We start from the raw sequence: 12,407 nt of genomic DNA on the forward strand, positions 1-12,407 counted from the left end.
ACCCGTTGGGGGGAGGCAAGGGATGGGTATCCCCGGACATGGATGGATTCAGCGCTGACCCTGCCGCGATCGAAGCGGTCGCCGATCTCGTGGCGTCGTTGGTTCCGGCCCTCGCGGACGCGGCCCGAGCCGTGGGCGCCCTCTCCCCTGACGCGGGGACCTCGACATCCGAGCTGGGCGGCGGGCTGCGCGATCTCGGCGGGCAGGCGACGAGCGCGGTGGTCCGCCTGGAGGCGCTCGCGGGCGCGCTGCGGGGCACGGCGACCAGCTATGCGGCGACCGACAGCGCAACCGGCCTGACCATTGCGGGCGGCTTGTCCACCGGGCGGGCCCACCCATGACGATGCTGTCCACCCTCGTCGGCGGCGAGCCGACAGCATGCCGGGCCACTGCAGCCCACCTTCGCGCCATCGCTGCCCAGGCGCGGGACGTTGCCGTCCGCGTGCGCGACGCGGATCCGTCAGGTGGAAGCACCTGGGCAGGCCGGGCCAGGCAGGCGTTCGAGGTGCAGCGCAGATGCGATGCCGCGGCGCTCGACGAGCTCGCCGCGAGGACCCACGCCCTCGCGGGGGCAGTCGAGGAGTTCGCTGATGAGGTCGAGTCGGTCAGAGCGCAGATGGAGCAAGCGAGATCGGAGGCCCTTGCGGCGGGGGTGCCCAGCACGCCGACGGCGATCGAGGTGACCTACCTGCCGTTCGACATCACGGATGCCAGGAGCCGGGCGTGCGCGGCCGTCGATGCGGCCCGCCAGCGCGAGGCAGCCGCCCACACCACGCTCCGGGCAGCCGTCGACGCGAGCCGCGGAGAGTGCCTCGTGGAGGACGTTCTCGAGAAGGTCGGCTTCCTGCCGCCCGACGCCCCGGACACCGCGGACCGCCTCAAGCACGTCTACCGCCTGACCAGTGCCGCGGCTGACTTCGCGGCCACGGCGAGGCTCGCACGACTGGAGCTGCTCGATCCGGTCGTCGCCGACGCCAGCCGGTGGAAGCTCGTCGGTGCCGTCACGGGTCCGGTGGGCAAGGCGCTGGCCGTGGGGTTCTCAGCGAAACACCAATGGCAGGCAGATGCGGACGATCCCAACCTGAGCACGGCAGACCACATCGGACGGACCGCGGTCCGTGGGGCGGTCGAGGGCGGATCAGCCATTGCCGGCGGCATCGTCGGCACCCAGATCGGCGGCTCGATCGGGACCATGATCTGCCCGGGCGTCGGGACCGCCGTTGGCGGACTCGTCGGGGGCGCCGCCGGAGCCTTCGCCACCACCCGGGCAGGCAAGGCAACGGCCGACGCCGCAGTCGAAGCAGTCGACGACGTCCTCGATGTCGCCGAGGACGTGGGCGATGCCGTCGGCGATGCCGCCGGCGCAGTCGCGGACGCGGGCGACGCAGCACTCGACAAGGCTGACGACGTCAAGGACGCAGCTGTCGACAAGGCCAAGGACGTCGGCAAGAAGCTCTGCTTCTGGGACTAGCCCGCATCGGGCTCGACGGGAGCCTGCTCACCCGCCGCCTCGTCGCGGTCCGCCCACGCGAGCAGCGGTGCGATGTCGAACGGGTGGTCGTCGATGCTCGCGTGCAGGTCGCCGATCTCGGCGAACCGCTCCGGCATCGTGTCCATCGTGAAGTCGTCCGGCTCGCACTCGGGTATCTCCGCCCAGAGCACCGGCGCCGAGACCCTGCCGTTGGCCACACCCCGCACCGAGTACGCCGCGGCGATGGTGTGGTCGCGGGCGTTCTGGTTGTAGTCCACGAAGAGCTGCGACGGGTCGCGGTCCTTGCGCCACCAGGCAGTCGTGACCTCGCCACCCGCGCGCCGTTCGACCTCACGGGCGAAGGCGAGCGCTGCGCGGCGTACGTCCTGGAAGCCGTGGTCGGGCGGGATCCGGACGTAGATGTGCAGACCCGAGCCGCCGCTGGTCTTGGGGAACCCGACCGCGCCCAGCTCGTCGAGCACCTCGCGGGTCACGCCGGCGACCCGCTGGACCGTCGCCCAGTCGCACTCCGGTCCCGGGTCGAGGTCGATGCGCCACTCGTCCGGCTTCTCGGTGTCGGCGCGACGGCTGTTCCACGGGTGGAACTCAACCGTCGACATCTGCGTCGCCCAGATCACCTGCGCCAGCTCGGTGACGCACAGCTCGTCGGCCGTGCGGCCCCACCGCGGGAAGTAGAGCTGGACGGTCTCGACCCAGGGCGGAGCGCCGGCGGGGATCCGCTTCTGGTGGACCTTGTCGCCCTCGAGTCCCTTCGGGAACCGGTGCAGCATGCAGGGCCGCTCGCGCAGGGCGTTGACGATGCCGTCGCCGACCGCGAGGTAGTACTCCACCAGGTCGAGCTTGGTCGCTCCCGTCATCGGGAAATAGACCCGATCCGGGTTGGTCACCTTGACGACGCGGTCGTCGACCTCGATCTCCACGAACGGGCTGGCCATGCGCCCAACCTAGCGATCAGCCGCGCCGGAGGACGGCCAGGAACATCGCGTCGGTGTTGTCGCGGTGCGGCCACAGCTGCTCGGTGCGCTCGAGGACGACGTCGTCACGAGCGCCGATCACGGCGTCGACAACGCCCGTCGTCTCGGCAAGCACGGGAGAGCACGTCGCGTAGACGACCACGCCACCCGGGCGGACCGAGTCGAGGGCCGTCGCAAGCAACGCGCGCTGGAGCGGCAGGAGCTCCTCGATCTCGCCCGCGGTCTTGCGCCACCGCGCCTCGGGGCGACGACGCAGGGCACCCAGACCGGAGCACGGAGCATCGACCAGGATCCGGTCGAAGGTCTCCGGCGCCCAGGCCGGACGGAGTCCGTCTCCCGTGACCACTCCGGCGAGACCGGCGGACGACGCGCGGGTGCCGCGCGCCACCAGCTGCGCGCGGTGGTGCTGGCGCTCGTTGGCGAGCACCGTCGCGCCTCGCTCGGCAGCGATCGCGGCCAGGAGGGCGGTCTTCCCGCCGGGTCCTGAGCAGAGGTCGAGCCAGAGCTCGTCGCGACCCTCGAGGGGTGCCCCCGCCAACGCGAGCGCGACGAGCTGCGAGCCTTCGTCCTGGACACCGGCACGTCCCTCGGCAACGGCCGGGATGAGGGAGGGGTCTCCGCCACCCAGCTCGACGGCGTACGGCGAGCGGCCGGTCGCCACTCCGCCCGCCGCTTCGAGCTCGGCGACTGTGGAAAGACCCGGGCGCGCCACGAGCATGACCCGCGGCGCAGCGTTGTCCGCGGCCAGGAGCGCGTCGAGCTCGGCGGGCATGTCGGCGGGCTTCGTGGCGGAGAGGGCCTCGGCGAGCGCGTCGACGACCCAGCGCGGGTGCGAGTGCGCGAATGCGGCGAACTCGTGAGCCTTGGTCGGAGCCAGCAACCGGATCCACTCGTCGAGCGACTTCTCGCCGATGCGGCGCAGGACCGCGTTGCTGAAGCCGGCCGGTCCCTGGCCGACGCGACCCCGGACCAGGTCGACGGTCGAGGAGATCGCAGCGTGCGGGGGCACCCGCATGGCGAGGAGCTGGTGCGTGCCGAGGCGCAGCGCGTCGAGCACCTTGGCCTCGATCTTCGTCAGCGGGCGGGCAGCGCACGCAGCGATGATCGCGTCGTAGGTGCCCTGGCGGCGGATCGTGCCGCTGACCAGCTCGGTGGTGAATGCCGCGTCGCGCCCGCTGAGCTCGTACTTCTTGAGCAGCTGCGGCAACGCGAGGTTCGTGTAGGCACCCTCGACGCGGACCGCGAACAGCACGTCGTACGCCGCGGCGCGGGCCGGGTCGACGGCCGCGCGGGGCTTGGGCGGCTTCCCGCCGGACTTCGGCTGGTTGCCCTGGGAGCGCTTGCCGCCCTTGCGCGGGTCAGCCATCGCTCTGCTCCCCTGACCTCTCGGCGCGGAACGTCGTGGCCCGGAACTGCTTGGCGAGGCGCTTGGGGGCCACCGTCAGCCACGCGTCCTCGATGATCTCGCTCAGTTCGTCGATGTCGATCTCTCCCAGTCGGGACTGCTGCACGAGGACCGCGTTGAAGCCGCGGAAGTGGTCAATGGTGAAGAACGGGAGGCGGTCGTCCTCGACGAGGGCCATCTTCTCGATCTCGGTGGGTGTCCTGATCACCAGCAGGTCGTCGTACATCTCGCCGGACACCGGGTCGACTGCCGTCTTGTGCGGCATCCGGAAGAGGACGAACCCCTTGCCCTTCGGCCCCGCCGGCACCTTGTACGTCGGGCGGTCGCCCCAGGTGATGCCGAGCTCCACCTCGGGCAGCGCGCGGCAGAGAAGGTCGATGTCGTCCGGGGTCGCCGGGCGGGCCACGTCAGTCGCCGAACTTCTCGTCACCCGAGAAGGTGACCCCGCGCGCCCAGTCGGCGGCGTTCATCAGCTTCTTGCCGAACGCCTTGACCTCGCCGAGCTTCACGACGTTGCTCCCGGTGCCGACGTACACCGCGTTCTTGGTGACCTCGATCTGCCCGGGGGCGAGCGAGCCGGTCGCACCGATCGTGACCGGCCCGATCTTGATCCGCTCACCGCCGAACGTGGTCCACGCGCCCGGGAACGGTGTGCAGGCGCGGATCCGGCGGTCCACTCCGACGGCAGGCTCGCGCCAGACGATCCGGGCGTCGTCGACGAGGATCTTGGGGGCGTAGGACAGCAAACCCTCAGTCTGCTGCTCGCGCTCATCGAGCTGACCGTCCTCGATGCCGTCGAGGGTCGCGACCAGAAGGCCGGCACCACCCTCGGCGAGCCGGCCGAGGAGGTCGCCGGCGGTGTCGGTGTCGCGGACGCGCTCGGTCATCAGTCCATAGGTCGGACCGGCGTCGAGCTCCTTGACGATCCGGAACGTCGTGGCACCGGTGATCTCGTCTCCGGCCCAGATCGAGTGCTGCACCGGCGCCGCGCCACGCCAGGCCGGCAGCAGGGAGAAGTGCAGGTTGACCCAGCCACGCGACGGGATGTCGAGCGCCGACTGCGGAAGCAGCGCGCCGTAGGCGACGACGGGACAGCAGTCGGGCTCGAGCGCCTTCAGCGCGGCCTGGAACTCCGGGTCGCGCGGGTGCTCCGGCTTCATCACCGGCACTCCCAGCTCCTCGGCACGCACCGCGACGGGCGACGCCACGAGCTTCCGCCCACGCCCGGCAGGGGCGTCGGGGCGAGTGATCACGCCGACGAGCTCGTGACGCGATGCTGCGATCGCCTCGAGGGCGGGAACCGCAACCTCGGGAGTGCCCGCGAAGACAACGCGCATCAGAAGCCGAACCCGTTGGTGCGGTGCGGGGACACCTTGATCGTCGGCTGGCCGCCGTCGCCGAACCAGTCGGACTCCCGGATCTGGCGCATGGCGGCCTTGCGGGCATCGGAGTCGAGCTTGTCGATGAACAGGATCCCGTCGAGGTGATCGGTCTCGTGCTGGATCGCGCGGGCGAGCAGCTCGGAGCCGTTGATGGTGACCGGCTCGCCGTGCATGTTGAACCCCTGGGCGACCACCGACATCGCGCGCTTGCAGTCATAGGTGAGCTCGGGAAGGGAGAGACACCCCTCGAGCCCGTCCTGGATCTCCTGCGAGAGCTCGAGCGTCGGGTTGATCAGGTGGCCGACCTCGCCGTCGACGTACCAGGTGAAGACCCGGGCCGAGACACCGATCTGGGGCGCCGCGAGCCCGGCGCCCGGGGCGTCGAGCATGGTGTCGGTCAGGTCCTGCACGAGCCGCTGGAGCTCGCGGTCGAACGTGGTGACCTCGGCCGCGCGCTGGCGCAGCACCGGGTCACCGAAAAGACGAATCGGCTGAACAGCCACGGTTCTCCTTCGGCGGGGTACGCGGCCGATTCTAGAGGCTCGTCGTTCCCTACAGAGCCTGCGGATCGACGTGGACCCGCACCGCATCCAGCTTGCGGGCCGAGCGGAGCCGCTGCATCTCCCGGAGCGCCGCGCTGAGCTCGGGACCGACAGCACGAGGGACCCGGACGACCGTCCGCGACTCCCCCGCGTCGCCGTGCGGGACCGGCCCGAGCGACTCCGCCCCGTCGGGCAGGGAGAGCAGGGTGACGGCGTCATCGACGGCCCCCGGGCTGCCGGTGATCGTGGCCAGCCGGCACGCGGGCGGCAGGTGCGCCGAGGCCCGGTCTGCCAGCTCCCGCTCGGCGAACCCGGCCGGATCCCAGCGGACCAGCGCCTGCAGCACGGGATCGGCCGGATCGCCGACCACCAGAACGCGTCCACCCGATCGGGCCAGCGCGGCTGCGCCGAGCCAGCGCCGCAACGCCTCCTCGCGCACCCGCAGGTCGGGGCGCGACAACGCCAGCCAGGCGTCGAGCAGCAGCACCGCGGCGTAGCCGCCCTCGGCCACCGGCTCGGCTCCGGGGGTCGCCACGACGATGGAGGGCCGGCCCGGCACGCTCGCGCGCACCCGGTCTCCGGCTGATGTCAGGACCGGGATCGACGGGAACGCCCGTCCCAGCTCCTCGGCAGTGCGCGACTCCCCCACGACCGGCGCACGCAGCCCTCGGTGCCCGCAGGTCGGACAGGCCCAGGCGGCGTCGACGGTCCCGCACCAGCCGCAGGTGGGTGGCTCCGCCGGCCCCCCGAGCCGCAACGGCCCGGTGCACGACGAGCAGCGCGCGGGCGTCCGGCACCGCTCGCAGGCCAGGGAGGCTGCGTAGCCGGATCGAGGCGTCTGGACGAGCACCGGCCCGGTGGCGAGCGCAGACCGGAGCAGCTGGTGGGCCTGCTGCGGCAATCGGCTCGCGCGAGCGTGCGGGTCGCGCTCGAGCTCGCGGTCCGTGGCCCCGGCCACGGCAACCGTGACCGCGGCACGGATCAGCGCACGGTCAGGAGCGATCTCCTGCGCCCACCCCGTCCGGAGCAACAGGTCGGCCTCGACCGTGCGGGCGAACCCGCCGACCAGCGCGCCACAGCCCTCGACCTCGGCGCGGGTCAGCAGCACCTCGCGCGTGTGGGGGTAAGGCGCCCGGGGCTCCGCGAAGAGGTCGTCGCCGTCGTCCCAGATGGCGACCAGCCCGAGGTCATGGACCGGCGCGAACGCCGCGGCGCGGGTGCCGACGACGATGCGGCGCGCGCCGCGGGCGATGCTGAGGAAGTCGCGGTAGCGCTGCGCCGGCCCGCTGTCGGCCACCAGCGCGACATGGTGCCCGGGCCCGAGCAGCGTGGTCAGCGCGGCATCCACCCGGGCGACGTCCTTGCCGTCCGGCACGCAGAGCAGCGCTCCGCGCCCCGAGGAGTACGCCGCGACAGCGGCGTGGGCGAGCAGCAGCGGCCAGTCAGCCCCGGGGCCAGCCCCGAAGACGGCGCGCGGGTCTCCGCCGGCCGCGAGGGCACGCACGAACCCCTCGCCTGCCGGATAGGGCGACCACGCCGTCGCAGCCGCTGCGGGGTCGAGCGCAACCTCAGGCGCTGGGACCGAGGCCTCCTTCTCCGTCGTCGCATGGCGCGGTGGAACCGCCAGCCGCAACACGTCGGCGCGCGATCCCGCGTAGCGCTCCGCGACCCGACCCACGAGCTCGAGCACCGACGGACGGAGCACCGGCTCGGAGCTGACCACGCGCCGCAGCGGCGCGAGCCGACCGCTGTGGTCGCTCTCGGCGGCTCGCTCCACCACGAATGCGTCGACGTCCTGCCCGGCGAAGCGGACCTTCACCCGCGTGCCCGGCCGTGCCACCTCGGCCATCGTGGCGGGCACCAGGTAGTCGAAGGTGCGGTCGAGGTGGGCCAACGGAAGGTCCACGAGCACCCTCGCGACCGGGTCGAACTCGGCCGCCGCCACGGGTGCCGTGGCCTTCGCCGCACCACGTGAGCGCTTGACCGAGGCGCGCACGAGCGCTGGCACCAGCTCGGGTGCCAGCTCGCCCTGCGCATCGTCGTACTCGGTCACGCGGTCATCCTGTCAGCCCTCGCCGACACGGTGACGCGCGCGACCGGCGCCGCTGTGGAAAGTCAGCGAACGGTGACGGTGCGGGCCGCGGACCAGGTCCGCAGCCAACCGGTCGTGCCAGAGAGCCAACCTGCCACGTGGAACCGGTAGGCGCGCTTGCCGCGGGTCGCGGTGACCTTGGCGACGAGCTTCCCGGTGCTGGCGGACTTCGCGGTGACCGTCGAGCCATCGCTCCGCTTCAGGGTGCGCCACGTGGTGGTCCCCGCCGGGAGGTACTGCACCGTCGCGACATGGCTGGCGAGCACGGCACCACCCGGGATCCGGGTCACGTAACCGGTCAGCGTCAGCGTCGTCCGCGCCCGGACCGAGGTGGGCAGGGCACCGAGTGACACCGCACGCCCCGCGAGCGTCCGCCGGACCTCAGCGCTCTTCGTCCCGCTGACGCCGAGGCTCCGGATCGCATAGGTGAACGAGGTGTTGCCGGGAACGGTGTGACTGATCGCACCCGCCCAGGCGTACGTCCACTTCTTGCCGTCCGAGCGGGTGACCTCGTAACTGGTCACACCACTCCCCACGGTTCCCGGAGGTCCCCAGCTCAGCGTCGCGGAGAGCGCCGTGGTCGACGGCCTCACCGTGAAGCCCGCCGGAGCCCCGGGGGCGATCGCAGGAGTCCCGGTCGGGCCAGGGCTCGATGTCGGCGAGGTGGTCGATGTCGGCGAGGTCGTGACGGTCGGAGTCACCGTCGCGGTCGGCGTCACCGTCGCGGTCGGCGTCGCCGAGGCGGTCGCGGTCGGGCTCGCCGTCTCCGTCGGCGAGGCGGTCTCCGTCGGCGAGGCGGTCTCGGTCGGGCTCGCACTCCCCGTGGGCGACGCGGACGTGGTCGGGCTCGCACTCGCCGTCGGCGAGGCGGACGTGGTCGGGCTCGGGGTCACTGCCGGATCGCAGGTGTAGACCTCGATGTCGTCGAGGAACCAGGGCAGGAACGCGTACGACTCATCGGTGTTCAGGGTGAACTGCGGCCGCACGGGGTAGCCGGCGAACGGCGACAGGTCGAGCCGGCTCGCGACCCATCCGCGGGAGTCGCCGCCGAAGGCGAGACGCCCCTGGGCGGGGTTCCCCCATCCGCTCTTGATCGTCTGCTGCGGGCCGTTCACCCACGAGGACGCGGGAAAGGTCTCCGCCGCCAGCGGCCCGTAGGGGGACTCGATGAACTCCACCGTGCCGGCGTCGTAGAACTCGCCGGCGTACGTGTCGAGGAAGCGCCACTGCTGGAAGCGCAGGTACGCCGGCTGTCCCGCGGGCAGCACGACCGGGCTGACAGCCGCGAGCGATGTCGCGGAGCTCGGCTGCGTGCCGCCGTTGTGCCAGGCGTCGTGGCCCGAGTGGGAGTTGGCGCCGAAGTAGGGATCGGCCAGCCGGGTCCAGTTCGGGGATGCGGAGCTGAACGCATCGGGGTCAGCTTCGCTGGAGAGCAGCACCCGGCGGGTCAGACCGTCGGGGCATGCCTCGGGAGCGTCGGCGGGCTGCGCTGCCTTGGCCGGGGTGATCGCGAGCTCCGTCGCCAGTCCGGCCTCGTGCACCTGCGTGCAGTCGGCCGCGGTGACTCCGGACGTGCCGATGAGGTCACTGCAGGCCTGGTCCAGCACCCGGCCCAGGTCCGCGAAGTCGCTGCCCGGGACGAGGCGCTGCAGGACCTGCCACCACAGACGAGCCGACTTGGCAGTGGTCGGGTCGGCGCCGTCGATGCCGGCGACGGTGCGACCGTTGAAGGTGCCGCCCTGCGAAGCGAGATGGAACGTCTTCAGGAGCACGCCACTGTTGCTGTGCACGCCGGCGTTGTCGTTGAGGTCGGTCGAGTACAGCGCGCTGCTCGTCCGGTCCGGCTGCCCCTTCGAGGCCGGGTCGGACATGCTCCGCAGCGCACCACCCGGAGCCTGCTCTCCCAGGAGCCAGACGTCCGCGGGCTCACCCGCCATGGCCAGTCGTCGGTCGACCTGCTCGCCCATGACGTCCGCGAGCCCCTCGTTGATCGCCCCGGACTGGCCCCAGTAGAAGAGGTTGGCGTGCTTCTCGATGACTCCGTGGGTCAGCTCGTGGCCCACGACGTCGTCGATGGTCCAGCCGGCTCCGGTGTACATCTGCTGGTTGAACCAGAAGGCGTTCTGCATCGGGCAGGTGTCGCCGGACTCGCAGTAGCGCACTGTCGCCGCCAGCCGCTTGGTGCCGCCGATGGTGCGACCCAGCAGCGCGGTCAGGTCCAGGCCGGCGACATCGGCGTAGAACGCCGCCGTCGCGCCGAGCTCGTCGAACGCCCGATTGACGTCCGCCACCGCCGAGACCGGACCGGTCTCCGTGCGCGCGAAGCCGGACTCACAGGTCGTCGTGTAGCTGTTCAGCACGTTCGCGTTGTCACAAACGGCGCGGTCGAGCGCCTCGCTGCGATCGATGTCGGCGACGATCGCGCCGCTCTGGTCGTCGACGAGCACCGACCGCGCGGTGCCGGGGCCCGACGAGACGTTGAAGCTCCAGACGGAGTGGCGCCCGAGCGTCGGGTCCGCTCCGATCACAGCCGGGTCGTAGATCGCGCGTCCGTCGCGGACCACCCGGAGCCGCTCACCGTCACCGGACCGGCGTGCGACGACGCCGCGGGCGGTCTGTGCCGCTGTCGCCTCGGAGATCTTGACCGCCGGCACCGACTCGGCTTCGCTGACGTCGGCCAGGACGGACCGCAGCTGGCCGTCCGGACCGGTCTCGACGCTGACGCCCGAGCCGAGCACGGGAACACCGTCGATGTCCTGGCGGAAGATCGTGACGTGGTTGTGGACGGTGGCGTGCTTCCGGGCGACGGTCAACCGGGAACCGGGACCATCGAGCCCGAAGGCCGGACCGTACCTCCGGACATGGGCGGAGGCTGCGTCGTGCGGGGACAGGCCGGGCGTGACATCGGGATTGCGCACCTCGGAGCCGCTCCCGGTCCCGAGCCAGCGCAGGTCGCCGTCTGCGCCCGCGGCCTGCGTGCTGTTGCCCACCGCGTCAGCAGCGAGCCTTCCGTGGGCGACGGACGCGGGCGTCTCCGGGTCATCGGACCAGGTTGCCCCCGGCACGAGAAGGAGGGCCGACCCCATTGCGAGCGCAACCGCTCCACGAACCATCTTCGACACTGAGCACGTCTCCCGTTCACGCGCCCCGTGCGCAGCCGCAGTCTAGGGAGGTCCATGCCCCGAATGTGGCGGAATGCGCGCGACGCGGCCGTCGAGGAACGACAACGCCGCCCATGCGGTGCATGGGCGGCGTGTCGGTTGGATCAGATGCCGGCGGCGGCCTTCAGGGCCTCGGCCCGGTCGGTGCGCTCCCAGGTGAACTCGGGAAGCTCGCGGCCGAAGTGACCGTACGCCGCGGTCTTGGCGTAGATCGGACGCAGCAGGTCGAGGTCACGCAGGATGGCGCCGGGACGCAGGTCGAAGACCTGGAGCACGGCTTCCTGGATCTTCTCGTCCGCGATGACGCCGGTGCCGAAGGTCTCGACGAAGACACCAACGGGCTTGGCAACGCCGATGGCGTAGGCAACCTGGACCTCGGCACGACGGGCGAGGCCCGCGGCGACGATGTTCTTGGCGACCCAGCGCATCGCGTAGGCGGCCGAGCGGTCGACCTTCGACGGGTCCTTGCCAGAGAACGCGCCGCCACCGTGGCGCGCCATGCCGCCGTAGGTGTCGACGATGATCTTGCGACCGGTCAGGCCGGCGTCACCCATCGGGCCACCGACGACGAAGCGACCGGTCGGGTTGATGAAGAGCTTGTAGCCGTCGAAGGGCACGAGGCTCTTGAACTGCTCGAGAACCGGCTCGATGACGTGCGCGGTGATGTCCTTGGCCAGGGTCTCCTGGTCGACGTCCTCCGCGTGCTGCGTCGAAAGCACGACGGTGTCGATGCGGATGGCGCGGTCGTCCTCGTCGTACTCGACGGTCACCTGGGTCTTGCCGTCGGGACGGAGGTAGGGAAGCGTGCCGTCCTTGCGGACCGCGGTCAGGCGCTCGGCGAGCGTCTGCGCCATCTTGATCGGCAGCGGGAAGAGCTCCGGGGTGTCGTCGCAGGCGTAGCCGAACATCAGGCCCTGGTCGCCGGCGCCCTGGCGGTCGAGCTCGTCGCCCGAGCCGTCGACCCGCTCCTCGAAGGCGTCGTCAACGCCCTGAGCGATGTCGGCCGACTGCGCGCCGATGGCGATCTGAACACCACAGGAGGCACCGTCGAAGCCCTTGTCGGAGGCGTCGTAGCCGATGTCGAGGATCTTCTGGCGCACGAGCTGCGCGATCGGCGCGTACGTCGAGGTGGTGACCTCGCCTGCGACGACGACCAGGCCGGTGGTCACAAGGGTCTCGACCGCGACCCGGCTCTTGGGGTCGTCGGTGAGAAGAGCGTCGAGGATCGTGTCGCTGATCTGGTCAGCGATCTTGTCCGGGTGACCCTCGGTCACGGACTCCGAGGTGAAGAGGCGTCCAGCCACAGTTAAAAACCCACTCCCAAGTAGAGGTGTGTGATGTTGCTCAAAGGGTAGACGC

Annotated in this window: 10 protein-coding genes; 2 read left to right on the forward strand and 8 right to left on the reverse strand. The window is 71.5% G+C overall.

What is annotated here, in order from left to right; translation table 11 throughout:
- Positions 1-38 precede the first annotated feature (38 nt).
- Together D4739_RS14650 and D4739_RS14655 are read left to right on the forward strand one after the other, a co-directional pair.
- Entirely contained in the window at positions 39-341 is a 303-nt protein-coding gene (locus D4739_RS14650; RefSeq protein ID WP_120061297.1) for a hypothetical protein, read from the forward strand.
- Positions 338-1,471: a hypothetical protein gene (locus D4739_RS14655; RefSeq protein ID WP_147384940.1), complete on the forward strand. Its 1,134-nt coding sequence runs from the start codon at positions 338-340 to the stop codon at positions 1,469-1,471. Before D4739_RS14650 ends, D4739_RS14655 begins: the two co-directional genes overlap by 4 nt.
- On the opposite strand, the gene ligD is transcribed toward D4739_RS14655, so the two are convergent.
- The 8 genes from ligD to metK all read right to left on the reverse strand — a co-directional run bounded on the left by ligD (position 1,468) and on the right by metK (position 12,352).
- Positions 1,468-2,427, reverse strand: a complete 960-nt coding sequence (gene ligD, locus D4739_RS14660; RefSeq protein WP_120061299.1) for a non-homologous end-joining DNA ligase — start codon at positions 2,425-2,427, stop codon at positions 1,468-1,470. The genes D4739_RS14655 and ligD overlap by 4 nt on opposite strands.
- Before the next feature lie 16 nt (positions 2,428-2,443).
- Positions 2,444-3,832, reverse strand: a complete 1,389-nt coding sequence (locus tag D4739_RS14665) for an RsmB/NOP family class I SAM-dependent RNA methyltransferase (protein ID WP_120061300.1) — start codon at positions 3,830-3,832, stop codon at positions 2,444-2,446.
- Positions 3,825-4,277, reverse strand: coding sequence for an MmcQ/YjbR family DNA-binding protein (locus D4739_RS14670; RefSeq protein WP_120061301.1), 453 nt, complete (start codon positions 4,275-4,277; stop codon positions 3,825-3,827). The genes D4739_RS14665 and D4739_RS14670 overlap by 8 nt, the downstream gene beginning before the upstream one ends.
- A gap of 1 nt (position 4,278) precedes the next feature.
- The gene (fmt, locus tag D4739_RS14675) at positions 4,279-5,208 is read right to left on the reverse strand and encodes a methionyl-tRNA formyltransferase (protein ID WP_120061302.1); all 930 of its coding nucleotides are present in this window, start codon (positions 5,206-5,208) and stop codon (positions 4,279-4,281) included.
- A complete protein-coding gene (gene def, locus D4739_RS14680; protein WP_120061303.1) occupies positions 5,208-5,756 on the reverse strand; it encodes a peptide deformylase in 549 nt (182 codons plus the stop codon). The genes fmt and def overlap by 1 nt, the downstream gene beginning before the upstream one ends.
- A gap of 49 nt (positions 5,757-5,805) precedes the next feature.
- Entirely contained in the window at positions 5,806-7,848 is a 2,043-nt protein-coding gene (locus tag D4739_RS14685) for a primosomal protein N' (protein ID WP_238473674.1), read from the reverse strand.
- 62 nt (positions 7,849-7,910) lie between these two features.
- Positions 7,911-11,000, reverse strand: coding sequence for a M4 family metallopeptidase (locus tag D4739_RS14690; protein ID WP_238473739.1), 3,090 nt, complete (start codon positions 10,998-11,000; stop codon positions 7,911-7,913).
- A 152-nt stretch (positions 11,001-11,152) separates the two neighbouring features.
- Entirely contained in the window at positions 11,153-12,352 is a 1,200-nt protein-coding gene (gene metK / locus D4739_RS14695; protein WP_220699305.1) for a methionine adenosyltransferase, read from the reverse strand.
- Between the last annotated feature and the right edge of the window lie 55 nt (positions 12,353-12,407).

Origin of the sequence: Nocardioides cavernaquae, assembly GCF_003600895.1 — a bacterium.
In the GTDB taxonomy this organism is placed as follows: Bacteria; Actinomycetota; Actinomycetes; order Propionibacteriales; family Nocardioidaceae; genus Nocardioides; species Nocardioides cavernaquae.